This is a genomic window from Streptomyces sp. NPDC017056, assembly GCF_044332485.1.
Classification (GTDB): Bacteria; Actinomycetota; Actinomycetes; order Streptomycetales; family Streptomycetaceae; genus Streptomyces.
The window spans coordinates 288,868-311,706 of the sequence record NZ_JBIRPD010000007.1; the positions used below are offsets into that span (position 1 = coordinate 288,868).

The 22,839-nt window shown below is 73.2% G+C and carries 18 protein-coding genes; 14 read left to right on the plus strand and 4 right to left on the minus strand.

Annotation, left to right across the window (positions count from 1 at the left end):
* The first annotated feature begins 145 nt into the window (after positions 1-145).
* The 7 genes from ACH4OW_RS15635 (at position 146) to sucD (ending at position 9,434) form a co-directional block, all read left to right on the plus strand.
* Positions 146-1,267: an AAA family ATPase gene (locus ACH4OW_RS15635; RefSeq protein ID WP_360136464.1), complete on the plus strand. Its 1,122-nt coding sequence runs from the start codon at positions 146-148 to the stop codon at positions 1,265-1,267.
* Positions 1,264-3,678 (plus strand): DUF5682 family protein, encoded by a 2,415-nt coding sequence (locus ACH4OW_RS15640; RefSeq protein WP_398028050.1) that lies wholly within the window; start codon positions 1,264-1,266, stop codon positions 3,676-3,678. Before ACH4OW_RS15635 ends, ACH4OW_RS15640 begins: the two co-directional genes overlap by 4 nt.
* Positions 3,675-4,838: a VWA domain-containing protein gene (locus ACH4OW_RS15645; protein WP_398028052.1), complete on the plus strand. Its 1,164-nt coding sequence runs from the start codon at positions 3,675-3,677 to the stop codon at positions 4,836-4,838. Before ACH4OW_RS15640 ends, ACH4OW_RS15645 begins: the two co-directional genes overlap by 4 nt.
* A gap of 172 nt (positions 4,839-5,010) precedes the next feature.
* On the plus strand, positions 5,011-5,934 hold the full coding sequence (locus tag ACH4OW_RS15650; RefSeq protein ID WP_398028054.1) for a hypothetical protein: 924 nt from the start codon (positions 5,011-5,013) through the stop codon (positions 5,932-5,934).
* Positions 5,935-6,061: 127 nt separating this feature from the next.
* On the plus strand, positions 6,062-6,925 hold the full coding sequence (locus ACH4OW_RS15655; RefSeq protein WP_398028056.1) for a hypothetical protein: 864 nt from the start codon (positions 6,062-6,064) through the stop codon (positions 6,923-6,925).
* A gap of 419 nt (positions 6,926-7,344) precedes the next feature.
* Entirely contained in the window at positions 7,345-8,526 is a 1,182-nt protein-coding gene (gene sucC, locus ACH4OW_RS15660) for an ADP-forming succinate--CoA ligase subunit beta (protein ID WP_360136459.1), read from the plus strand.
* 23 nt (positions 8,527-8,549) lie between these two features.
* A complete protein-coding gene (gene sucD / locus ACH4OW_RS15665) occupies positions 8,550-9,434 on the plus strand; it encodes a succinate--CoA ligase subunit alpha (protein ID WP_360136458.1) in 885 nt (294 codons plus the stop codon).
* A gap of 84 nt (positions 9,435-9,518) precedes the next feature.
* Here the strand turns inward: sucD and ACH4OW_RS15670 are convergent, their stop codons facing one another.
* Positions 9,519-10,610 (minus strand): hypothetical protein, encoded by a 1,092-nt coding sequence (locus tag ACH4OW_RS15670; protein ID WP_398028058.1) that lies wholly within the window; start codon positions 10,608-10,610, stop codon positions 9,519-9,521.
* A 75-nt stretch (positions 10,611-10,685) separates the two neighbouring features.
* On the opposite strand from ACH4OW_RS15670, the gene ACH4OW_RS15675 reads away from it, so the two are divergent.
* Positions 10,686-12,797, plus strand: coding sequence for a DUF6350 family protein (locus tag ACH4OW_RS15675; protein WP_398028060.1), 2,112 nt, complete (start codon positions 10,686-10,688; stop codon positions 12,795-12,797).
* Between the two features lie 79 nt (positions 12,798-12,876).
* Here ACH4OW_RS15675 and ACH4OW_RS15680 read toward each other — a convergent pair whose 3' ends face one another.
* Positions 12,877-13,926, minus strand: coding sequence for a hypothetical protein (locus ACH4OW_RS15680; protein ID WP_398028062.1), 1,050 nt, complete (start codon positions 13,924-13,926; stop codon positions 12,877-12,879).
* Between the two features lie 264 nt (positions 13,927-14,190).
* On the opposite strand from ACH4OW_RS15680, the gene purN reads away from it, so the two are divergent.
* Both purN and purH read left to right on the plus strand, forming a co-directional pair.
* Complete coding sequence (gene purN, locus ACH4OW_RS15685; RefSeq protein WP_398028064.1) at positions 14,191-14,844, plus strand: phosphoribosylglycinamide formyltransferase; 654 nt, start codon at positions 14,191-14,193, stop codon at positions 14,842-14,844.
* Complete coding sequence (gene purH, locus ACH4OW_RS15690; protein ID WP_360136453.1) at positions 14,841-16,400, plus strand: bifunctional phosphoribosylaminoimidazolecarboxamide formyltransferase/IMP cyclohydrolase; 1,560 nt, start codon at positions 14,841-14,843, stop codon at positions 16,398-16,400. Before purN ends, purH begins: the two co-directional genes overlap by 4 nt.
* A 108-nt stretch (positions 16,401-16,508) precedes the next feature.
* On the opposite strand, the gene ACH4OW_RS15695 is transcribed toward purH, so the two are convergent.
* Together ACH4OW_RS15695 and ACH4OW_RS15700 are read right to left on the minus strand one after the other, a co-directional pair.
* The gene (locus ACH4OW_RS15695) at positions 16,509-17,099 is read right to left on the minus strand and encodes a hypothetical protein (RefSeq protein ID WP_360136452.1); all 591 of its coding nucleotides are present in this window, start codon (positions 17,097-17,099) and stop codon (positions 16,509-16,511) included.
* Positions 17,100-17,255: 156 nt separating this feature from the next.
* Positions 17,256-18,053 (minus strand): RDD family protein, encoded by a 798-nt coding sequence (locus ACH4OW_RS15700; protein WP_360136451.1) that lies wholly within the window; start codon positions 18,051-18,053, stop codon positions 17,256-17,258.
* Positions 18,054-18,340: 287 nt separating this feature from the next.
* Here ACH4OW_RS15700 and ACH4OW_RS15705 point away from each other — a divergent pair, with 287 nt between their 5' ends.
* The 4 genes from ACH4OW_RS15705 (at position 18,341) to ACH4OW_RS15720 (ending at position 22,603) form a co-directional block, all read left to right on the plus strand.
* Positions 18,341-19,195, plus strand: coding sequence for a bifunctional methylenetetrahydrofolate dehydrogenase/methenyltetrahydrofolate cyclohydrolase (locus tag ACH4OW_RS15705; RefSeq protein ID WP_360136450.1), 855 nt, complete (start codon positions 18,341-18,343; stop codon positions 19,193-19,195).
* A gap of 50 nt (positions 19,196-19,245) precedes the next feature.
* Positions 19,246-19,674 (plus strand): DUF3017 domain-containing protein, encoded by a 429-nt coding sequence (locus ACH4OW_RS15710; protein WP_360136449.1) that lies wholly within the window; start codon positions 19,246-19,248, stop codon positions 19,672-19,674.
* 104 nt (positions 19,675-19,778) lie between these two features.
* Positions 19,779-21,029 carry an NADP-dependent isocitrate dehydrogenase gene (locus tag ACH4OW_RS15715; RefSeq protein WP_398028068.1) on the plus strand — a complete coding sequence of 417 codons (1,251 nt, stop codon included), beginning with the start codon at positions 19,779-19,781 and terminating at the stop codon, positions 21,027-21,029.
* Positions 21,030-21,331: 302 nt separating this feature from the next.
* Complete coding sequence (locus ACH4OW_RS15720; RefSeq protein WP_398028070.1) at positions 21,332-22,603, plus strand: helix-turn-helix domain-containing protein; 1,272 nt, start codon at positions 21,332-21,334, stop codon at positions 22,601-22,603.
* Positions 22,604-22,839: the final 236 nt, after the last annotated feature.

The window sequence follows — 22,839 nt, forward strand, 5'->3', positions numbered from 1 at the left end:
CACTGACAATCGCCCTTGCCGCGCTCGAAGTAGCAGGTCACGGCGGGTTTTCCGGTGATTGTCAGTGGCGTGGTGCAAGGTGGTTCACGCAAGCGGCCGGCGGTTGGCGGGGTGCGGGCCGCACACCTTGCGACGAGGGGGGACCATGCCCGACAACACCACCGGGGGGCTCGGCGGCGACGGACCGGCGCAGGCGCTGCGCCCGCACGCCGAGGACGCGTTCGCGGACGAGTTGAAGGCGCTGGCGGCGGCCGACGACCGGCCGCGGCCGGAGCGCTGGCGGCTGTCGCCGTGGGCGGTGGCGACATACCTGCTCGGCGGCACCCTGCCGGACGGCACGGTCGTCACGCCGAAGTACGTCGGCCCGCGCCGCATCGTCGAGGTCGCGGTGACGACGCTCGCGACCGACCGGGCGCTGCTGCTGCTCGGCGTGCCCGGCACGGCCAAGACGTGGGTGTCCGAGCACCTGGCGGCGGCGGTCAGCGGCGACTCGACCCTGCTCGTCCAAGGCACGGCCGGCACACCGGAAGAAGCCATCCGCTACGGCTGGAACTACGCGCAGCTGCTCGCGCACGGCCCGAGCCGGGACGCGCTGGTGCCGAGTCCGGTCATGCGGGCGATGGCACAGGGGATGACCGCGCGCGTCGAGGAGCTGACCCGCATCCCCGCCGACGTGCAGGACACGCTCATCACCGTGCTGTCGGAAAAGACCCTGCCGATCCCCGAGTTGGGCCAGGAGGTCCAGGCCGTACGCGGCTTCAACCTGATCGCCACCGCCAACGACCGCGACCGCGGGGTCAACGAACTCTCCAGCGCGCTGCGCCGCCGCTTCAACACGGTGGTGCTGCCGCTGCCCGCGACGCCCGAGGAAGAGGTGGACATCGTCTCCCGGCGCGTCGAGCAGCTCGGACGCTCCCTGGGCCTGCCGCCCGCGCCCGCCGGGACGGACGAGATCCGCCGCGTCGTGACGGTCTTCCGGGAGCTGCGGGACGGCGTCACCGCAGACGGGCGGACCAAGCTGAAATCCCCCTCGGGCACGCTGTCCACGGCCGAGGCCATCTCCGTGGTGACGAGCGGACTGGCACTGGCGACGCACTTCGGCGACGGCGTGCTGCGGTCGGGGGACGTGGCCGCGGGCATCATCGGCGCCGTGATCCGTGACCCGGCGGCGGACCGGGTCGTCTGGCAGGAGTACCTGGAAGCGGTCGTGCGCGAGCGCGACGGCTGGAAGGACTTCTACCGCGCCTGCCGTGAGGCGGGGGCATGAACCGCCGGGCGGACCGGCCGCTGCTGCTGGGGGTGCGGCACCACGGCCCGGGCTCGGCGCGGGCGGTGCGGGCCGTCCTGGACCGGTACGCGCCCCGTGCCCTGCTGGTCGAGGGCCCGCCGGAGGCGGACGCACTGGTGGCCCTCGCCGCGGACGAGGCGATGCGGCCCCCGGTCGCGCTGCTCGCCCACGTGCCCGCCGATCCGGGCCGGGCGGCGTTCTGGCCGCTGGCGGAGTTCTCCCCGGAGTGGGTGGCGATCCGCTGGGCGCTGGCCCGCGACGTACCGGTGCGCTTCATCGACCTGCCGGCGGCCCACTCCCTGGCGCTCGGCGAGGAGGCCCCGGGAGAGGAAGACACGGCGGAGACAGGGCACGGGCGGGCGGCCGAGGCGCGGATCGATCCGGTGGCGGTGCTGGCCGGGACCGCCGGATACGACGACCCGGAGCGCTGGTGGGAGGACGTGATCGAGCACCGCGCCGACGGAAGCGGTGACGCGCGCCCGCAGGACGCCACGGGCGGCACCGATCCGCTCGCGCCGTTCGAGGCGCTGGCCGAGGCGATGGGCGCGCTGCGGGAGGCGTACGGCGACGGCGGGCACGGCCATGACCCGGTGCGCGAGGCCCATATGCGGCTCCGGCTGCGGGAAGCGCGCCGGGAGTACGGCGAGCACGTCGCGGTGGTGTGCGGCGCGTGGCACGTACCGGCGCTGGACCTGCGGACGACGGTGACCGCCGACCGTCAACTGCTCAAGGGCCTCCCCAAGGTGAAACCCGAAGTCACCTGGGTGCCCTGGACCCACCGCAGGCTCTCGCGCCGCAGCGGGTACGGAGCGGGCATCTCCTCGCCCGGCTGGTACGGCCACCTGTTCGGCGCGCCGGACCGGCCCATCGAGCGCTGGATGACGAAGGTCGCCCGGCTCCTGCGCGAGGAGGACTACGCCGTCTCGTCCGCGCACGTCATCGAGGCCGTCCGGCTCGCCGAAGCGCTGGCGGCGCTGCGCGGTCGGCCGCTGGCCGGGCTCGCGGAGGCCGGTGACGCGGTCCGCGCGGTGCTCGGCGAAGGGTCCGACGCGCCGTCCGCGCTGATCCACGACCGGCTGGTCGTCGGCGACGTACTGGGCAGGGTGCCGGACGGCGCCCCCGCCGTGCCGCTCCAACGGGACCTCGCCCGCAGCCAGCGGTCGCTGCGCCTCAAACCGGAGGCGGCGGACCGGGAGCTGGACCTCGACCTGCGCAAGGAGACGGACGCCGGGCGCAGCCGGCTGCTGCACCGGCTGCGGCTGCTCGGCGTGCCGTGGGGCGAGCCGGTGCGGGCGCGCGCGAGCACCGGCACGTTCCGGGAGAGCTGGCGGCTGCGCTGGGAGCCCGAGCTGTCCGTCCGGGCCGCCGAGGCAGGCGTCTGGGGCACGACCGTGGAGGCGGCCGCGACCGCCAAGGCACGGTCCGACGCCCTCGGGACGACCGCCCTCGCCGATGTGACGGCCCTCGCCGAGCGCTGCCTGCTCGCCGCGCTGCCCGACGCGCTCCCCGTGGTCGTGCGGGTGCTGTCGGACCGGGCCGCGCTCGACGCGGACGTGCGGCACCTCGCCCAGGCGCTGCCCGCGCTGGTCCGCTCGGTGCGCTACGGCGACGTACGGGGCACGGGCGCCGCCGCGCTGGGGGAGGTGGCCACCGGGCTGGCCCAGCGGATCTTCGTCGGCTTGCCGCCCGCCTGCACGAGCCTGGACGCGGACGGCGCCGAGGAGATGCGCCGCCACCTGGACGCGACCCATCACGCGGTGGGTCTCCTGGACGAGGGCTCGCCGGCCGCAGTCACGCCCGCGGCCGTCGCCGCCGCCGGGGCGGCCCCGGAGGGCGGCCTGCGGGACCGCTGGGCCTTGGTGCTGCGGAAGCTGGCCGAGCGGGAGGCGGTTCCCGGCCTCATACGGGGGCGGGCGGTGCGGCTGCTGCTGGACGACGGGCGGCTGGCGGCCGAAGACGCCGAACGGCTGATGGGGCTGGCCCTGTCGCCCGGGAGTCCGCCTCCCGAAGCGGCGGGCTGGATCGAGGGGTTCGCGGGCGGCGACGCCGGGGGGTTGCTGCTGGTGCATGACGAACGGCTGCTCGCCCTGGTGGACGGCTGGCTGACGCACGTACCGCCGGATGCCTTCACGGATGTACTGCCGTTGCTGCGGCGGACGTTCGCCGCTTACGACGACGGGGTGCGGCGCACGCTCGGGGAGCTGATACGCCGCGGCCCGGCAGGCGGGGCCGGGCCTGCCGGTGCGCGGGGCGGCCAGGAGACGGCGGCGATTCCGGGCTTCGGACCGGGCCTGGACCGCGACCGGGCCGCGGCCGTACTGCCCACCCTGCGCACCTTGTTGGGGACAGAAGAGACCGGAACGACGGAGCGTACGGGGGTGGCCGGATGAACGGGACGGAGGAGCGGCTGCGGCGGTGGCGACTGGTGCTGGGCGGGGACGACGCCGACGGGACCGGCTGCGAGCTGCGGGGGCGTGACGCCGCCATGGACGGGGCGCTCGACGCGCTCTACGGAAACCGCGGACCGGACGGCACGGGCGCCGGAGGCCCGCGGGCGGCGGGGCTGGACGCCTCGGCGCCGGGCGTGGCCCGCTGGCTGGGCGACATCCGTACGTACTTCCCCACCCCCGTCGTCCAGGTCATGCAGCGCGACGCGATCGAACGGCTCGACCTGTCCGCGCTGCTGCTGGAGCCGGAGATGCTGGAGGCCGTGGAGGCGGACGTACACCTGGTGGGGACGCTGCTCTCGCTCAACAAGGTCATGCCGGAGACGACGAAGGAGACCGCGCGCGCCGTGGTGCGCAAGGTCGTCGAACAGTTGGAGAAACGCCTGTCGTCCCGCACCCGCGCCACGCTGACCGGCGCCCTGGACCGCTCGGCGCGCGTCAGCCGGCCCCGGCACCGGGACATCGACTGGGACCGCACGATCCGCGCGAACCTCAAGAACTACCTGCCGGAGCACCGCACGGTCGTCCCCGAGCGGCTGATCGGCCACGGGCGGGCCGCGCGGTCGGTGAAGAAGGACGTGGTGCTGTGCATCGACCAGTCGGGGTCGATGGCCGCCTCCGTCGTCTACGCCTCCGTGTTCGGCGCCGTCCTGGCGTCCATGCGCGCCCTCGCGACCCGGCTGGTCGTCTTCGACACCGCGGTGGCCGACCTGACCGACGACCTGGACGACCCGGTCGACGTACTGTTCGGCACCCGGCTGGGCGGCGGTACGGACATCAACCGCGCGCTCGCGTACTGCCAGTCCCGGATCACCCGGCCCGCCGACACGGTCGTCGTCCTGATCAGCGACCTCTACGAAGGCGGCATACGCGACGAGATGCTCAAACGGGTGGCGGCGATGAAGGCGTCCGGAGTGCAGTTCGTGACGCTGCTCGCGCTGTCGGACGAGGGAGCGCCCGCGTACGACCGGGACCACGCGGCGGCCCTGGCCGCCCTGGGCGCCCCCGCGTTCGCCTGCACGCCCGACCTCTTCCCGGAGGTGATGGCGGCCGCGATCGAGAAGCGGCCACTGCCGATACCGGACATGACGGAGCAACGGTAACGAGAGCCTCAGGGGGCTTGCGTGGCACCTGGCATGTCGTGCAAGGATCAGGCCCTGCCAGCGTGTTGGCCGAAACGCCCGCACCGGTCGCGTAGCCGCAGCCGGTCATGCCCGGCCTCCCGTGACGCCCTGGCTCCCACACGTTCTCCGGCCCGCCGAAAAGGACCTTTCCGTGCCTGCTTCGCCCGCCCTTCCCGCCGCTGCGCGCCTGCCGCGCACCGCGGTGGTGCGGCGCGCGCTGCTCGCGGGACTGTTCCTGGCGGGGTTCGTGGCGCTGGGGCTCGCGCTCGGTGACGGCGCGCATGCGGCGGACCGCCCGATGGGCATGAAGTCGCAGGTGGGGGCGCAGGCCAGGGCGGTGGCTCCGACGGCTTCGCAGACGTCGGCCAAGACCCTGGACAGGGCCTCCGTGACCGGGGCTGGGCAGGAGTTGGAGCGCGGCGGCAAGACAGCCGTAAGCACGGTGACGGAGACGCCGGTCGGCAAGGCCGCACGGCCCATCGCCGAACGGACCGCACCGACCGCCGAACGAGCCGCCGAGCCGGTCACCGCACCGGTGCGGAACGTGGTGCGCGAGGTGCGCCAGGTGGCCGGCGCGGGCTCGCTTCCCGTAGAGCTTCCGGGCCGCGTCCCCGGTGTCGACGGCAACGCCGACGGGGACAGCGGGCGTGGTGACGACGGGCACGGCGAGCAGCCGGGCCAGGACTCCGGGCCACAGCCCGGCACCGGTGCGCAGCACGCCGGAACCGGTGTCCGGCAGGGCGCCGCGCACACCAACGCGACCGACTGCGCCTCCAGTTGGGCGTCGGCGAGCGAGCTTCGCGACGCTTCGCCGCAGCCCGCGCAGCGAGCCGGTTCGGCATCGGAGCAGCAGCCGGGCCAGGAGCCTGGCGGCCTCCCCGGTCAGCTCCCGCAGGGACCCGCCCCGTCGGCCTCACACACCGCCGGAGACGGCCACGGCCCGCGCGGCGGTGACCAGTTCGCGGCCGTACCGGCGCATCACGTGCGCTTCGGGCTGGTGCCCGGAGGCGTCCTCGCGGCCGCCGAGCCGCCGACGCGGCAGCGTGCCGCGGACATCCTCGAATTCCCGGGCTAGGGCAGACCTGCAGACGTCCAGCGTCTGAGTTCCCCCGTCCGCAGACCTCGCGTCTGCACAGGACCTGCCGCGCGGGGGCGGGACAGGTCTGCCCGTCGATCCCTGAATTCGAAGGACTTCCTCCATCATGCGTACGCACATCCGTCGTTCCATCGTCGTAGCCGCCGCCGCTTCCGGCCTGTGGGCCCTGGGCTCCGTCGCCGCCAACGCCGCCGGCCTCCCCGGCACGGTCGAGAAGGCCGTGGACGGCGTGGCCGGCCAGGTCACCGGCGGCGACGTCCACACCCAGAACCTGCCGACCACCAGCCTCCCCACGAAGAGCCTCCCCACGAAGAGCCTCCCGACGAAGGGCCTGCCCACCAAGAACCTCCCCGCCAAGGGCCTCCCCGCCAAGGGCCTCCCCACGAAGGGCCTCCCCAAGGCCACCGACCTCCCCGAGACCACCGACCTTCCCAAGGCCGCCGACCTCGGCAAGGTGACCGGTACCGCGCAGGGTGCTCTGGCCACCGCCCGCCCGGTCGTCGACAGCACCACCGCCGACGTCCTGCCGCCCGTCGCCCAGCGTGTAGTCGGCAAGGTCGTGCCGGTCGCCCAGGGTGCCGTCGGCGGCGTCGGCCTGCTCGCCGGTGACGTGACGGGTCAGGCGACCCCGTTCGTGCAGGGCGTCGCGGGCGGTGCGCAGACCTTCGTGCAGGGTGTGGCCACGGACGCCACCCCGTTCGCGCAGGGCCTGGTCGGCACCGTGAAGAACGACGCGGCCGGTATCGCCGGTGGCGCCACCGCGGGTGCGCAGGGCGTGCTCCCGGGCCAGACCCTGCCTGGGGCGCCTGCCGTGCCCGCCGTACCCACCCTGCCCGCCGCGCCCGCCGACCTGACCAGCCCGGCCAACATCCCGGCGCTGCCGACTCTCCCGGGCGCCACGACCCTCCCGGTCCTCTCGACCCTTCCGGCCCTTCCGACCCTTCCGGTCCTCCCGGCGCAGGGCGTCTGACCGTCACCGGCAGGCGGCAGGGCGTACGCGCAGGGTGGTGCGCCGTACGCCCCCGCCGCCGCCCGTGACGCATGTGAGCGAGCAGCCGGGCGGCTCCCCGTGGGAAGGGAGCCGCCCGGCTTCGCGCTGTGTGCGGGACCGTACGGGCGGACGGTTCGTCCACCTGGCGGCCACCCGCCCGTACCCCTCTGTGATCTGTGACCGTCGTCTCTGTGACTGTTATCACCGCCGCAGTGTGATCTGCGATTTAGGGACCCCGGTCCTGCGGGGATAACCTGCGAGACGGACATGCCGCGTACCGGCCACCGTGTACGCATCCCTCAGTGACAGCGCAGTCACGTTGCCCTTCGCGGCACGCCCATGCAGACAACGAACCGCGATCACTACGGCGATTCTGAGTAGACAAGGGACGGACGCGCGTGGACCTGTTCGAGTACCAGGCGAGGGACCTCTTCGCCAAGCACGGTGTACCGGTGCTGGCCGGTGAAGTCATCGACACGCCTGAGGCGGCACGCGCGGCGACCGAGCGCCTCGGCGGCAAGTCCGTCGTCAAGGCGCAGGTGAAGGTCGGCGGCCGCGGCAAGGCCGGCGGCGTGAAGCTGGCCGCGAACCCGGACGAGGCCGTCGCCCGTGCGACGGACATCCTCGGCATGGACATCAAGGGCCACACGGTCCACAAGGTGATGATCGCCGAGCTGTCCCCGGAGATCGAGGCGGAGTACTACGTCTCGTACCTCCTCGACCGCACCAACCGCACCTTCCTGGCCATGGCCTCGGTGCAGGGCGGCATGGACATCGAGGAGGTCGCGGAGAAGACCCCCGAGGCCCTCGCGAAGGTCGCCGTCAACGCCGTCGAGGGCGTGACCATCGAGAAGGCCCGCGAGATCGTGGCCCAGGCGAAGTTCCCGGCCGAGGTGGCCGAGGGCGTCGCCGAGGCCATGGTGACCCTGTGGGAGACCTTCGTCGCCGAGGACGCGCTCCTCGTCGAGGTCAACCCGCTGGTGAAGACCAAGGACGGCCGCATCCTGGCCCTGGACGGCAAGGTCTCGCTCGACGAGAACGCCGACTTCCGCCAGCCGGAGCACGAGGCCCTGGAGGACAAGGCCGCGGCCAACCCGCTGGAGGCCGCCGCCAAGGCCAAGGGCCTGAACTACGTCAAGCTCGACGGCCAGGTCGGCATCATCGGCAACGGCGCGGGTCTCGTCATGAGCACCCTGGACGTCGTCGCGTACGCCGGTGAGAAGCACGACAACGTCAAGCCCGCCAACTTCCTCGACATCGGTGGCGGCGCCTCCGCCGAGGTCATGGCGAACGGCCTGGAGATCATCCTCGGCGACCCGGACGTCAAGTCCGTCTTCGTCAACGTCTTCGGTGGCATCACCGCCTGCGACGAGGTCGCCAACGGCATCGTCCAGGCCCTGGAGCTGCTCAAGTCCAAGGGCGAGGACGTCAACAAGCCGCTGGTCGTCCGCCTGGACGGCAACAACGCGGAGCTGGGTCGCAAGATCCTGAGCGACGCCAACCACCCGCTGGTCCAGCGTGTGGACACCATGGACGGCGCGGCCGACAAGGCCGCCGAGCTCGCCGCGGCTGCGAAGTAAGGGATAGAGGGACTCAGACCACCATGGCTATCTTCCTCACCAAGGACAGCAAGGTCATCGTCCAGGGCATGACCGGTGCCACGGGCATGAAGCACACCAAGCTCATGCTGGGCGACGGCACCAACATCGTCGGCGGTGTCAACCCGCGCAAGGCCGGCACCGAGGTCGACTTCGACGGGACGTCCGTTCCCGTCTTCGGCTCGGTCGCCGAGGCGATGGAGAAGACCGGCGCCGACGTGTCCGTCATCTTCGTGCCGCCGAAGTTCGCCAAGGCCGCCGTCGTCGAGGCGATCGACGCCGAGATCGGCCTGGCCGTCGTAATCACCGAGGGCATCGCGGTGCACGACTCCGCCGCCTTCTGGGCGTACGCGTCGAGCAAGGGCAACAAGACCCGCATCATCGGCCCGAACTGCCCCGGCCTGATCACCCCCGGCCAGTCCAACGCCGGCATCATCCCGGGCGACATCACCAAGCCCGGCCGCATCGGTCTGGTGTCGAAGTCCGGCACGCTGACCTACCAGATGATGTACGAGCTGCGCGACATCGGCTTCACCTCGGCCGTCGGCATCGGTGGCGACCCGGTCATCGGCACCACCCACATCGACGCCCTGGAGGCCTTCGAGGCCGACCCGGAGACCGAGCTGATCGTCATGATCGGTGAGATCGGCGGCGACGCCGAGGAGCGTGCGGCCGACTTCATCAAGGCCAACGTCACCAAGCCGGTCGTCGGCTACGTCGCGGGCTTCACCGCGCCCGAGGGCAAGACCATGGGCCACGCCGGCGCCATCGTCTCCGGCTCCTCCGGCACCGCCCAGGCGAAGAAGGAGGCCCTGGAGGCCGCCGGCGTCAAGGTCGGCAAGACCCCGTCGGAGACCGCGCGCCTGGCGCGCGAGATCCTGGTCGGCTGACCGAGGTACGCATCGGCGCGGGCCCGTACTCCCTCCGGGGGTGCGGGCCCGCGCTTTTCGTGCGCGTACGGACGCGCAACGGCCCTAGCGGGCCTGCGGGACGCCCTGGCCAGCCCCCACGGCCCTCCCGCGTGCCGTGCCGGGCGCCCCGGCCTGCTGGGCGCGGGCGCGCCTGGCCCGCTCGGCCCGCACCTTCTCCGCTCGCACCTTCGCCGCCTTCGCCTGATCCGTACGGCCGCCTTTGGCCGCCGCCCCCGGCGTGGGGGAGGAGGCCAGCGCCGGGGGCCCCGCGGCCGGCGGGCCGGGGAGGGTGCCCGCCTCCTGGACGAGCGTGAAGGTGGTCGCCACCGCGATCAGCGCGGTGAGCCCGAACGCGCCCTGCGTCATCCGGCTGACGGTGCGTTCGCCGCCGCTGCGCACGACCCCGGCGGCCGGTGGCGCCACCGGCTGGGTGGCGGCGAGCCCGGCCAGCCGCTCGCGCAGGATCTCTCCCTGGCGTACGGGCGTCGCCTGGGCCAGGCCGAGTTCCGGCAGCCGGTCGGCGATGACCTGCCGTGCGTGCGTCAGCCGTCCGGCCGTCGCGGGCGTGCTGGCCTCGATCTCCGCGGCCGTCTCGCTCAGGCCCAGGCCGAGGCCGTCGTGGAGGAGCAGGGCGCGCCGGTACGGGGCGGGCAGGCTCAGTACGGCGTCCCGCAGCGCGCGCTGCGGGGGAGTGGCGGGCGGTGGGGCGGGCGCCTTGGGGGTCGGCCGCTGTGCGGTCCGCATGCCGGGGCGCATGCGGTGCCAGGGCGACAGCGCGTACTCGTGGACCATGGCCCGGATGCGTCCCGGCGGGTCCGGGTCGACCGCCATCTCGGGCCAGCGCTGCCAGGCCGTCTGGAACGACCGTTCGACGGCCTCCTGAGAGAGAGGGCAGTGGCCGGTGAGCACGATCGCTTGGCGGGTCAGGTCGGGAGCGTGCCGTACGTACAGGGCGTCGAAGGCAGCGGCGGCGGTGCTGGTAGGACTGGGTGACGGGGCGTCAGTGCGGCGGGTGGCCGGCGCTTCTGGCGGTGCGTCGGGTGCCGCAGCGGCCGTGGGGGCGTCCGAAGGGGCGGCGGAAGCGTCCGAGGGGGTGGCGGAAGCGTCCGAGGGGGTGGTGGCGTTCGGGCGGCTCGGCGGTGTGAAAAGGTGCATAAGCATATATTGAGCGACACGTCCGGCAAACGCCTGCTCCATGGATGAATCGTGTGTTGTTGGCAGCATGGCGGCGTGAGCCAATTGACCGACCGCGGCCCGACGTTGTCGTCGCGCGGCCGCGCCTCCACCCAGCGGTCCGCCGCGCTCGGCACCGCCTTCCTCGGCGGCGTGCTGGCCGCCGGGCTCGGGCTCGGCGCGTTCGCCGTCGCGGTACTGCTGCTCTGGGTGGCCTCCCCGTACCCGGACAGCGACCCGTCCAGAGCCCTGCATCTCGCCGCCGACCTGTGGTTTCTCGCCCACGGCAGCGATCTCGTACGGGTCGTGACGCTCTCCGGCGACCCGTCGCCCGTCGCCGTGACACCGCTGCTCCTGACGGCCCTGCCCGTCTGGCTGCTGTACCGGTCGGCGCGGCACATCCTCGAATGCCCGGTCTCCGGCGACACCGGCACGGGCGCGGGCAGGGGCGCGGGCCCGAAGACGGACGCGGGCCCCACGCCGGCGTACCCGACCCGGGCTCCGGCCCCGGCCCCGGACCCGAACCCCGACCCGAAACCCAGTTCGCACCCGCACCCGGACCTGGACCCGGACCTGGACCCGGACCTGGACCTGGACCCGCACCCGGAACCGGACCATGCAGCCCCGCGCGGGCCCGAGGAGCCGCCGCCCCCCGTCGGCCCCGGCCTCCTCCACCCCGACGACGTCGACCCGGAGCCCGGCCCCCGGCTCCTCCTCGGCTGGGTACTGGCGGGCTACCTGCTCGTCGCGGCCGCCGCCCTGCTGTACGCCTCGGCGGGCCCGCTGCACGTCGAGCCGCTGAGCGCCCTGCTGTACCTACCGCTAGCCGCCGCGGTGACCCTCGCCGTGGCGGCCTGGCACGCCGTCGGCCGGGACGCCTTCGTGCCGCTGCCCGGACCGGTCCAGCGTGTCCGCGAGGGGCTGCCGCCCGGACTGCGGGCCGCACTGGAGGGCCCGCGGCTGGCCGCCGCGCTGCGCGCGGGCACTGCGGGCCTCTTGGCGCTGCTGCTCTGCGGCGCGCTGCTGGTGCTCCTCGCCCTCGGCTGGCACGCGCCCGCGGTCCGCGCCGAATTCCTCGCCCTTGCCCCCGACTGGGCGGGCCGGTGCACCGTGCTGCTGCTCAGCCTCGTCCTGCTGCCGAACGCCGTCGTATGGGGGCTGGCGTACGGGCTCGGCCCGGGCTTCACGCTCGGCGCGGGGAGCACGGCCGGGCCGCTCGGCGCCGCCGGATATCCGGCGCTGCCGCACTTCCCGCTGTTCGGCATGGTCCCGGAAGCGGGCGGCGCGGGAGCGCTGCAGTGGCTGACCGCGGCCGTACCGCTCGCCGCCGGGGTGGCGCTGGCCAGGTACGCCACGCTCACCACGAAGGCGTACGCGGCGGCGACCCGGCCGGCGGCGGACGGCGCGTCCCCGCCGCAGGCCGCCGCCGCGAAGTCCTGGGACACGGCCGTGGCCGCCGGCTGGACCGGCTGGCGGGAGACGGCCGCGGCCGCCGGGCTCGGCGCACTCGCCTGCGGGGCGGTGTCGGCGGTGCTCGCCGGGCTGGCGGGCGGCGCGCTGGGCAACTCGGCGCTGTCCCACTTCGGCCCCGGCTGGTGGCAGACGGGGGCGGCGGCGACGGGATGGACGGCCCTCGTGGGCGTCCCGGGAGCCCTCGTCGTGCGGGCCTGGTGGCTGCGCGGCGCGCCCCGGCCGCCGAAGCCTGCGCCGCGGCCGCGCGTGAAGCTCCGTACGCGGATCGGGCGCGCCGTGCGGTGGCTCGCCAAGGCGGCCCTGGGCGCCGGGCGTCTGGCGTGGGCGGCGGCCCGCTTCTGCGGGCGGGCGCTCGGCCGTACGGCGGCCCGCCGGCTGCGCCGCACCCCCGCATGCCCGGAACCGTACGACTACGCTTACGCCTACGCCTCCGACGGCGACTACGCACCCGACTACGGCTGCGCCTACGAGGACGACCCCGGCGCGGACCCCCGCGCGCAGCAGCCCTGGCACGACGCCAGCACCCGCCGGGCCCGCTGGTCGGCGCTCCGCGCCTCGTCAGGCGGCCTGATGGCGGAGTTCGAGCCCGCCCTGCCGAGGGAACCGGAGGCAGACCTTCCGTACGAGGAACCGGCCACCGCACCCGCCGCGGCCTCCGGAAACGCCTCAGCCGCCGGTCCGGAAGGCGGCGGCTGAGACGTTCTCGGGCGTTCTCGGGCGTTCCCGGGGGTCCTTGGGCGTCCCGGGCGTCCTCGGGTAGGCAGGACCTGCCGGATTACTCCTGCTGGGCGCTGAGCAGCGGACGCAGCTGCTCGGGCAGCAGCTTCTCGCAGGACTGCGCGGCGGACTTGGTCAGGGCGTCGTTCACGCACGTGAAGTAGTCGCGGTAGACGAACTGGAGCGTGAAGGTCGCCGCCACCATGACCAGCGCCAGCGAGGCCGTGACCAGGCCCGCCACCGCCGCCGTCGTCTGCGGCCGGGTGGAGCCGGGCGTCGGCGCCGAGCCGGTGGCGGAAGCGCCCGCGGCGTCCGTACGGGGCGGTGCCTGGCCCGAGACGTCGGCGGCCGTGGCCCGCGCGCCGCCGCCCGCGCGGGCCGGCTTGGCGCGCAGCGAGCTGATGCCCCAGTACAGGGCGAGGGCGGCCAGCAGCAGAGAGATCTCCGGCAGGTTGAACAGGACGAAGAAGAAGCCCCACATGCCGGCGAGCAGCGCGTAGCGGGCGCGGCGCTGTGCCGGGTCGGTCGGGTCCCAGCGCAGCCCGCCGGGGCCGCCGGGGCTCCCGGGGCCGCCCTGGCCGCCCGGCCCCTGCTGGCCGCCACGGCCGCCGCCCTGCCGCGTACCGAAGCCGCCGCCCTGGCGGCCCGGCTGCCGGCTGCTCCACTGGCTGCCCCACGACTGCCCGTCTCCCGACTGCTCCTGCTCGCCGTCCTGCCCCTGGCCCTGCTGCGGGTGGCGGGGCTGCCACAGCTGGTCGGGGGCGTCGGCGGGCGGCGGCGCGAACGGGTTGTCGCCGTCCTGCTCCCGGTTACGGCCCTGGCCCCGGGGGCGGCTGTGGGCCCGCTCCCGGGCGGGCGTCCCGGCATGGCCCGCCGGGTCCGTCCCGTCCGTCGCGTCCGGGGACCCGGCCGGTTCCGACGAGCCGGGAGAACCACCGGTGCCCGACGAGCCCGGCCGGTCCGACGACCCCGGGGTGCCCGCGGAATCGGAGGACTGCTTGCGCTCGCGCAGCAGCACCGCCCCGGGAGCGGCGGCGGGCTGGGGGCACCTCCCAGCGAAGGCTGGGGGAGGGAGGAGGAGGGCCGCGCGGCGGCGTCGGTCCGGCATCTGGAGTGTGTCTTCCCCTTGTCTCGTCCGTACGTCCGACAGGTGGGCCGGGCGGACGGATACCACGAACAGCGTGCGTTCTCACGCCCGACGCTACCTCCCGCGTGCGCCCCCGTCCCGTGGGGGCCGCGCGGTGTGCCGGTATCGTTGCTGACGGTCGGCGCCTTCGTAGGGTTCCCCGGAATCCGGCGACCCATGGTTTTGTACGACCGCACAACACCGCACACCGCCGTACAGCAGCACCGCGCGAGAAAGAGCTCCGCCGTGGCCTCCGCTTCCTCGTCCTTCGCCGTCCCCGCCGCTTCACCGGCCCGGATCGTCGTCCTCGTCTCCGGTTCCGGTACGAACCTGCAGGCACTGCTCGACGCGGTCGCCGCCGAGGGGGGACGGGCCTACGGGGCCGAAGTGGTGGCCGTCGGCGCCGACCGCGACGACATCGCCGGGCTGGAGCGCGCCGAGCGGGCCGGGCTGCCGACCTTCGTGTGCCGGGTCGGCGACCACGCCGACCGGGCCGCCTGGGACCGCGCGCTGGCCGAGGCCACCGCCGCGTACGAGCCCGACCTCGTCGTCTCGGCCGGCTTCATGAAGATCCTGGGCAAGGAGTTCCTCGCCCGCTACGGCGGCCGGACCGTCAACACGCATCCGGCCCTGCTGCCGAGTTTTCCCGGTGCCCACGGCGTGCGCGAGGCCCTCGCGTACGGCGCCAAGGTCACCGGGTGCACCGTCCACTTCGTCGACGACGGCGTCGACACCGGCCCGGTCATCGCCCAGGCAGCGGTCGAGATCCGGGACGAGGACGACGAATCCGCGCTGCACGAGCGCATCAAGGAAGTCGAGCGCAAGCTGCTCGTCGAGGTCGTGGGGCGTCTGGCCCGGCACGGCTACCGCATTGAGGGACGAAAGGTACTGATCCCGTGACCGCCGAAGCAACGAAGCGGCCCATCCGCCGGGCGCTGGTCAGCGTCTACGACAAGACGGGCCTCGAAGAACTGGCCCAGGGGCTGCACGCGGCGGGCGTCCAGCTCGTCTCGACGGGCTCGACGGCCGCGAAGATCGCCGCGGCCGGCGTCCCGGTGACCAAGGTCGAGGAGCTGACCGGTTTCCCCGAGTGCCTGGACGGCCGGGTCAAGACGCTGCACCCCAAGGTGCACGCGGGCATCCTCGCCGACCTGCGCCTGGAGGACCACCGGCGGCAGCTCGACGAGCTGGGCGTGGAGCCGTTCGACCTGGTGGTCGTCAACCTCTACCCGTTCAGCGACACCGTGGCCTCCGGCGCCGCACCGGACGCGTGCGTGGAGCAGATCGACATCGGTGGGCCCTCGATGGTGCGCGCCGCCGCCAAGAACCACCCGTCGGTGGCCGTGGTCGTCAACCCGGGCCGCTACGAGGACGTGCTCAAGGCGGCCGCGGACGGCGGCTTCGACCTGGCGTCCCGCAAGCGGCTGGCCGCCGAGGCGTTCCGGCACACCGCCGAGTACGACGTGGCTGTGGCCTCCTGGTTCGCGGGGGACTACGCGGGCGACGGCGGCGAGTTCCCCGGCTTCCTCGGCGTGACGTACGAGCGCAAGAACGTGCTGCGCTACGGCGAGAACCCGCACCAGGCGGCCGCTCTGTACACAGGCGGCTGCGGCGGCCTGGCCGAAGCGGAGCAGCTGCACGGCAAGGAGATGTCGTACAACAACTACACGGACACCGACGCCGCGCGCCGGGCCGCGTACGACCACACCGAGCCCTGCGTGGCCATCATCAAGCACGCCAACCCGTGCGGCATCGCGATCGGCACGGACGTCGCGGAGGCGCACCGCAAGGCGCACGCCTGCGACTCGCTGTCCGCCTTCGGCGGCGTCATCGCCGTCAACCGCCCGGTGTCCGTGGCGATGGCCGAGCAGGTCGCGGAGATCTTCACCGAGGTCATCGTCGCCCCGGACTACGAGGACGGCGCCGTCGAGGTGCTGTCCCGCAAGAAGAACATCCGGGTGCTGCGCTGCCCCGAGGGCCCGCAGCCGCCCGCCGAGTTCAAGCCGATCGACGGCGGCGGCCTGGCGCAGGTCAAGGACGTCCTCCAGGCCGAGGGCGATGACCCGGCCAACTGGACGCTGGCCGCCGGCGAGGCGCTGTCCGACGGCGAGCTGGCCGAACTGGCCTTCGCCTGGCGGGCGTCGCGCGCCGTGAAGTCCAACGCGATCCTGCTCGCCAAGGACGGCGCGACGGTCGGCGTCGGCATGGGCCAGGTCAACCGGGTGGACTCGGCGAAGCTGGCCGTGCAGCGGGCCGGCGAGGAGCGGGCGCGCGGCTCCTACGCCGCCTCCGACGCCTTCTTCCCCTTCCCCGACGGCTTGGAGGTGCTGCTGGAGGCGGGCGTCAAGGCCGTGGCGCAGCCCGGCGGTTCGGTCCGCGACGAGCAGGTGATCGAGGCCGCGAAGGCCGCCGGCGTGACGATGTACCTGACGGGGACGCGGCACTTCTTCCACTGAGCCGCCCGGTTCCACTGAGCCGCACCGACGCGAAAGGCCCGTCTCCCGTGTACTGCGGGAGGCGGGCCTCGGCGTGTGCGCCGGGCGTGTCCGGCCGGCGCGGGCGTATCAGTAGCGGGGGCGCGTGAACCACGCCTGGCCGTCCTGCTTGGCCGCGAAGACGATGATGAGGATGGACATCACGAAGTTCGGGATGCCGTAGATCGCGATGGCGAAGGGAATGCTGCACAGGATCGACACGGACCCGAAGATGATCGTGCCGATGCGGATGCCGTTGGCGCCCTTGGAGTACTGGAGCGCGAGCACCAGCGCGACCGCCGCGTAGGCCGCCATGAGGATCATGCAGAAGACCATCATGCCCTTGCCCGCGTTCAGCAGGCCCTCGGTGTCCCCGCCCAGGCCGCTGTACTGCGACGAGGTGCTGCTCAGCTTGTTCAGGCCGACGGTCATCATGATGATGCCGATGACGCCCGTGACGGCGAGGACGTAGAGCATGACGCGGGCGGCCTTGATGCTGCCGGGCATCTGGTTCGGCGCCGGTATGCCGGGCATGCCGCCCTGGCCCATGGGACCCGTGGGGAACGGGGCATAGGGCTGCTGCTGCATCGGCTGCTGCTGCGGGTAGCCGTACTGGGGCTGGGGCGGGCCCTGGGGCTGGCCCTGGGGCGGGCCGTAAGGGTTCTGGTTCGGGTAACTCACGAGCGGTGTCCTTCGAGCGGTGTGATCCGGTGTCAGCCGGTGCTGCGCGGTTCCGGCGGTCCCGGGTGATGTAGGAGATCGGTAAGAGCCTACGGGCCGGAGAAGGCCCCCTCGCGCGAATTTGTGCAAGGGGGCCTGGGGGACGTGCGTACCGGGTTACTGGGTGCGGACGACCACCGAGCCGACGATCTTGTCGGCGAAGGTCTGCGACTTGTCGTCCCACAGCGGCCACCAGTAGCCGAGACCGCACAGCGGGGCGTCCACCGCGTGGCAGATCTTGCGGACCAGGGCCATGCCGAAGCCGAGCGGCTGGCCGGTGGCCTCGCGGACCACGCGGATGTTCAGGGCCTTCTTGCCCGGGGTCTGGCCGGTGGAGCCTTCCTTGACGAGCAGGAAGATGCCGCCGCAGAGCGCTATCAGAGCGGCGAGCACGACCAGGATGATCGCGAAGACCGGCACGCCGACGGCGTCGTCGTAGGCGTCCTGGATGCACTGGTAGTTGGTGCCGCAGTAGGACGTGTCCGGCCGCGTGGAGGTGGTGGAGCTCGCGGTGACGACGCCCGCGATGATGTACAGGACGATCGGCAGCGCGCCCATGATCAGTCCGTCGAGCAGGGCGGCGCCGACGCGCGCACCCCAGCTCGCGTAGCCCTGCGGCATGCCCATACCGGGCATTCCGGGCTGCTGGCCGTAGGGTGCCTGCTGCTGCGGGTAGCCGTACTGCTGCTGCGGCACCTGCGGCTGGCCGTACGGCTGCTGGGGAGCGCCCTGCGGAGGCTGCTGGGGGTAGCCGTAGCCCGGCTGCGGCTGCGGGGGCTGCTGCGGGTAGCCGTAGCCCGGCTGGCCCTGCGGGGGCGCCTGCTGTCCGTACGGGGCCTGCGGCGGCTGGCCGTACGGGCCGGGCTGCGCCTGGGGCGGCTGGCCGTACGGGTTGTTCGGGTCGCCAAAGCTCATTGGCTGATTTCCTCCGTTGTGTCCAATGGGGGACGGCAGGGCGTGCTCGGAGGAAAACTAGCGATAGTGGCCCGCCCCCCGATGTTGCCTGCGGCACTGAACGGCAATACTTCTAGTTGCGCATTATTGTTGTCCAGTCAAGAGGCGATGCGTTGTGCAAGTGCAATGATCGAATCCGTGAATGCATTTCGGTCATCTCCGGTCATCACTCTTGTCGGCGGGCATAGCGCGCCCCGATAGCGCGCCCTGATTGGAACGGAAGTGGCCTCATCCGGGAGGATGGGGGTATGAGCGCCCAGATTCTCGATGGCAAGGCCACCGCCGCCGCGATCAAGTCCGAACTCGCCGTCCGCGTGGAGGCACTGAAGGCCAAGGGCATCACGCCCGGCCTCGGCACCCTTCTGGTCGGTGACGACCCGGGCAGCCGCTGGTACGTCAACGGCAAGCACCGCGACTGCGCCCAGGTCGGCATCGCCTCCATCCAGAAGGAACTGCCGGACACCGCAACGCAGGAAGAGATCGAGGCCGTCGTACGGGAGCTGAACGAGGACCCGGCCTGCACCGGCTACATCGTCCAACTCCCGCTGCCCAAGGGCATCGACACCAACCGCGTCCTGGAGCTGATGGACCCGGCCAAGGACGCCGACGGCCTGCACCCGATGAGCCTGGGCCGCCTGGTGCTGGGCGTCGAGGGGCCGCTGCCGTGCACCCCGTACGGCATCATCCAGCTGCTCCGCCACCACGGCGTGACGATCAACGGGGCGCACGTGGTCGTGGTCGGCCGCGGCATCACCGTCGGGCGCTCCATCCCGCTGCTGCTTACCCGCAAGTCCGAGAACGCCACCGTCACCCAGTGCCACACCGGCACCCGCGACCTGGCCGCGCAGCTCAAGCAGGCGGACATCATCGTGGCCGCCGCCGGTGTGCCGCACATCATCAAGCCGGAGGACGTCAAGCCGGGCGCCGCCGTCCTGGACGTCGGCGTCAGCCGGGACGAGCACGGCAAGATCGTCGGCGATGTGCACCCCGGCGTCGCCGAGGTCGCGGGCTGGATCTCGCCGAACCCGGGCGGCGTCGGCCCGATGACCCGCGCCCAGCTGCTGGTCAACGTCGTCGAGGCCGCCGAGCGCTCCGCAGGCTGAGACCGCCGCCGACGCAGCACCGGAACGGATACGGAAAGGGACTGCCACCCATGAGTGCCGAAGCGCACGCGGACGGCGCCTCCGAACCGCAGCGGCCCTCGCGCCGCTTCCCGCGGATCACCACCGACACCGCGCGGCCGGAGGGCGGCGGTCGCACCGCCCCCGGCAGTGCCGCGCCGCCCGCCCGGCAGTGGCCGCTGCTGGCCGTCATGGGCGGCGTGGCCCTCGGCCTGCTCGTCGTCGCCCTCGACGGCTTCCGCATCGGGACGCTCCTGATCGGCCTGTCCCTGCTGGCCGGGGCGGTGCTGCGCCGGGTGCTGCCGAAGGTGGGCATGCTGGCCGTACGGTCCCGGTTCACGGACATGGCGACCTACGGCGGGCTGGGCCTGGCCATCGTCCTGCTCGCCCTGATGGCGCAGCCCAAGCCGTGGCTGAAGATCCCGTTCCTGGACGACCTGGTGCACTTCACGGTCTGGTGAGCCGGGGCGGTACGCGGCCCGCCCACGCCATTCGCGTGACGTCCGCCCGCGCGCCGCCCCCAGGGGCGGCCGCGGCGTACCGCCGCCGAGTAGCTTGGCGCCCCATGGCCAAGATCAAGGTTGCCCAGCCCGTCGCCGAGCTGGACGGCGACGAGATGACCCGCATCATCTGGTCCTCCATCAGGAACCGGCTGATCCTGCCCCACCTCGACATCGAGCTGGACTACTTCGACCTGGGCATCGAGAACCGCGACGCCACCGGCGACCAGGTCACCGTCGACGCCGCCCACGCGATCAAGAAGCACGGGGCCGGCGTCAAGTGCGCCACCATCACCCCGGACGAGGCGCGGGTCGAGGAGTTCGGCCTGAAAGCGATGTACCGCTCGCCCAACGGCACCATCCGCAACATCCTCGGCGGCGTCATCTTCCGCGAGCCGATCATCATGGCGAACGTGCCGCGCCTGGTACCCGGCTGGACCGAGCCGATCGTCGTCGGCCGGCACGCCTTCGGCGACCAGTACCGCGCCACCGACATGAAGGTCCCGGGCCCCGGCACCCTCACCCTGACCTACACGCCCCGCGACGGCGGCGACCCGGTCGAGCTGGAGGTCCACGACTTCCCCGGCCCCGGCGTCGCGCTCGCCATGTACAACCACGACGCGTCGGTTCGCGACTTCGCGCGCGCCTCGTTCCGCTACGGCCTGGCCCGCTCGTACCCGGTGTACCTGTCCACGAAGAACACGATCCTCAAGAAGTACGACGGCCGGTTCCGCGACCTCTTCCAGGAAGTCTTCGACGCCGAGTTCAAGGCCGACTTCGACGCCCGGGGCCTGACCTACGAGCACCGGCTGATCGACGACATGGTCGCCGCGGCCCTCAAATGGCCGGGCGGCTACGTCTGGGCCTGCAAGAACTACGACGGGGACGTCCAGTCCGACGTCGTGGCGCAGGGCTTCGGCTCGCTCGGCCTGATGACCTCGGTCCTGATGTCGGCCGACGGCCGGATCGTCGAGGCCGAGGCCGCGCACGGCACGGTGACCCGGCACTACCGGCACCACCAGCAGGGCAGGCCCACCTCGACCAACCCGATCGCCTCGGTCTACGCCTGGACCCGCGGCCTGGCCCACCGCGGCGAGCTGGACGGCACTCCCGAGGTCACCCGGTTCGCCCGGACCCTGGAGCGGGTCTGCGTGGAGACCGTCGAAGGCGGCCGGATGACCAAGGACCTGGCCCTGCTCGTCTCGGAGAACCAGCCCTACCTGTCCACCGAGGAGTTCCTCGACGCACTCGACGTAGGGCTCCAGAAGGCGATGGCCGACGAGAACGTCCCCAACTTCCCCTCCGAAACTTCCTGAGACGTCCTGAGACCACCTGAGACCTTCTGAACCCTCTGGGACCTTTGGATTCTGCCTGAGCCATCCGAGGCCCTACGAGGCCCTGTTAGGCAGGCGCGCGGAAGTGTACGGGGGTGCACAACCGCGTGTCCGCTGCCCTGATGCTCTCCTGCGCCCCTGAGATGGGAACTGGCATCCTGGCTCTGAGCATCCCTGTGAGTAACCACCGGAGCAGGCGGCGGGGAGTCTGTCCTGGCGCACGAGCGGACGTAAGGGCACTGAACAGGCGCAAGCAGGCGCATACGGGGGGTTAGGGGGAGGCAATGCCTCGCTGGAGGGCGCTACCGGAAGAACTCGATCCGCAGGTGAAGGAGTTCGCCAGTCAGCTGCGCAGACTCGTGGAGCGCAGCGGACTGAGCGTGGCCGCCGTCGCGGACCGTACCGGCTACAGCAAGACGTCCTGGGAGCGCTACCTCAACGGACGGTTGCTGCCGCCGCAGCGCGCGGTGGTGGCGCTGGCCGAGGCGACCGGCGCGCACGCCGGGCACCTCACCACGATGTGGGAGCTGGCCGAACGCGCCTGGAGCCGTTCGGAGATGCGGCACGACGTCACCATGGAGGCGATCCGGGTGGCGCAGGCGCGGGCCGCGCTGGGGGAGTTCGGCCCCGCCCCGGACAAGGCGAAGTCCCGTACCAAGGAGAAGGCCAAGGAACGGGGCAAGGACAAGTCCCAGGACCGCGAGCCGGACCAGGGGCGCGGCGACGAGGTGCCGTCCAGCGCGGACTTCCCCGGCCTGACCGTGCCGCCCGAGCCCTCGCCCGCCCCCTCGGCCCCGCCCGCGCCTCCCGCGGCACCGGCCGCGCCGCCGCCGGAACCCGCCGCCGAAGAAGCGGCGTCGCCGGCGGACGCGGACGGCACCGACCGGTCCGACCGCGTGACGTGGCCCCGCATGACCGACTACGGGGGCGCGGACCCCGCCGGGCCGGCGCCCCGGTACGACACCCCGCGGGCCGGGGCCGCCGGTCCGGCCGCCCCCGCCCCCGCCCCCGACGCCGCCGACCGGCAGCTGCGCCGCCGTCGCATCACGATGTTCCTGGCCGGTGTCGTCGGCGCGCTGCTCGTGATCGCCGCCGCGGTGCTGCTGCTGGACGTGGACGCCAAGGAGGGGGGCAAGCAGGCCGCGCCGAAGGTGTCGGCGTCCGCGAGCAAGAAACCGGTGCTGCCGGCCGGGGTGAAGTGCGCGGGTGCGGACTGTACGGGCAAGGACCCCGAGGCGATGGGGTGCGGCGGCCGGAACGCCGACAGCACGGCACGCGGTACGGCCGGGAACTCCCTGGTCGAGGTGCGGTACAGCAAGGTGTGCGGCGCCGCCTGGGCCCGTATCACCGGAGCGGTGCCCGGCGACGAGGCTTCGATCGCTTCGGGGGGCCGTACCGAGACGGCGAAGGCCGGGCAGGACGGCGACGCGTACACCGCGATGGTCCCGGTGACCGGGGACCCGGCGAAGATCAGGGCGTGCGGGACCACCGTGACGGGCGTGAAGGGCTGCACGAAGCCGGTACCGGCGGGCTCGGGCGGAACCACCGGAAGGTGACGCGCCCGGAGGCGGCGGGGCCGTGCGCGATACCGGCCCCGTGCCTGGGGCCGACCCCATACCTCGTACCGGCCCCGTGCCTGGTAACGACCCCTCCGCCCCGGAACGAACTACGACAATCCGGTCGCTGCGAGAAGGACAGCATGACGGTGGATTGCGCGCGCGAATCCGGGGCAGGGGCATAACCAACCCCCCCCACGGGTGCGGCACCATCAGGCGGCCGTCCGCGCTCCCCC